Consider the following 1,494-nt stretch of genomic DNA (forward strand, 5'->3'; position numbering starts at 1 on the left):
CGCGTGGTTCCAGCGCCAGTTGTTTGGCCGCAAGAGCGAGCGTCGCATCGTCGAGCCCAATGCGGCACAGGGCACGCTGGGCGAAGCCTTCGATGCGCTACCCGATGCGCCGGCGCCGGCCAAGAAGACCCGTGTAGCAGGCCACGAGCGCAGCGCCAATCCCAAGCGTACGGATGCGGACGAGTCGACGCTGTTCTTCGACGAGGGCAAGGTGCCAGTCGAAGTCATCGCGGTGGCGAACCCCGAGGCCGAGGGACTTGCTCCCGAGGACTACGAGGTGATCGGCGAGCGCGTCAGCCATCGACTCGCCCAACGCCCGGGCAGCTATGTCGTGCTCAAGTACGTGCGCCCGGTGATCAAGCGGCGCGACACGCAGGCCCTGTCGTGTCCGGCGGCGCCGGTGGGCGTGATCGAGGGCAGTCGCGCCGATGTGTCGTTCATCGCAGGCCTGCTGGTGGACAAGCTCGTGTACCACTTGCCGCTGTACCGTCAACATCAGCGACTGGCCCAAAGCGGCATCCGCGTGTCGCGGCAGTGGCTCACGCAGATCGCGCAAGCGGCGATTGCGTTGATCGAGCCGGTCCACGATGCGCAGTGGCAGTCGGTCCTCGTCTCACGCGTCAAGCGCATGGACGAGACGCCGCTCAAGGCAGGGCGAGAAGGCCCGGGCAAGATGAAGTCGGCGTACTTCTGGCCCGTGATGGGCGAACACGAAGAGATCTGCTTCCATTACCAGCCGAGCCGGCGGCAGGAACACGTCGAACAATTGCTCGGGCAAGCGCCCGTGGCCGGGGGCGTGCTGCATACGGACGGCTACAGTGCGTATGCGTGGTATGCGAAGAAGACCGGCATCGCGCATGCTCAGTGCTGGGCGCACAGCAGACGCGCCTTCCTCAAGGCCGAGGCGATCGAGCCGGCACGGGTGGCCGAAGCCCTGGCGCACATCGGCGTGTTGTACCGCGTCGAGGAAGAGATCCGGCAGAAGAACTTGGCTGGCCCCGCCAAGCGCGCTTGGCGGCAGCACCATGCATTGCCGGCGGCGCAGCGGTTCTTCGCATGGGTGGACAAGCAGTTCGAGGCGCAAGGCTTGCTGCCGAGCAGCCCGCTCACGAAGGCGCTGGCCTACGTGCGCGAGCGTCGTGACGGCCTGTTGCTGTATCTAGACGATCCGGATGTCGAGATCGATACAAACTCATTGGAGCGCGCGCTGCGTGCTATTCCAATGGGCAAGAAAAACTGGATGTTCTGCTGGACCGAACTTGGCGCCAAGCAGATCGGCATCGCGCAAAGCCTGCTGGTGACGTGCAAGCTGCACGACATCGATCCCTACGATTATCTGGTCGACGTGCTGCAACGCGTGGGTCAGCATCCGGCTTCGCGCGTGCACGAACTCACGCCGCGAATCTGGAAATCGCTCTTCGCCGACAACCCGCTGCGCTCGCCACTGCATCAGATCGCCTGAGATCGCAACGACGTCGGTCAATTACCGATTAC

Annotated in this window: 1 protein-coding gene; it reads left to right on the forward strand. The window is 64.4% G+C overall.

Annotated elements, in window-relative coordinates:
- Positions 1-1,462 (forward strand): IS66 family transposase (locus tag GWC77_RS27705; protein ID WP_173262681.1); only part of this gene is annotated, 1,462 nt, incomplete at its 5' end.
- Positions 1,463-1,494 lie beyond the last annotated feature (32 nt).

The organism is Paraburkholderia sp. NMBU_R16 (assembly GCF_013282575.1).
Classification (GTDB): Bacteria; Pseudomonadota; Gammaproteobacteria; order Burkholderiales; family Burkholderiaceae; genus Trinickia.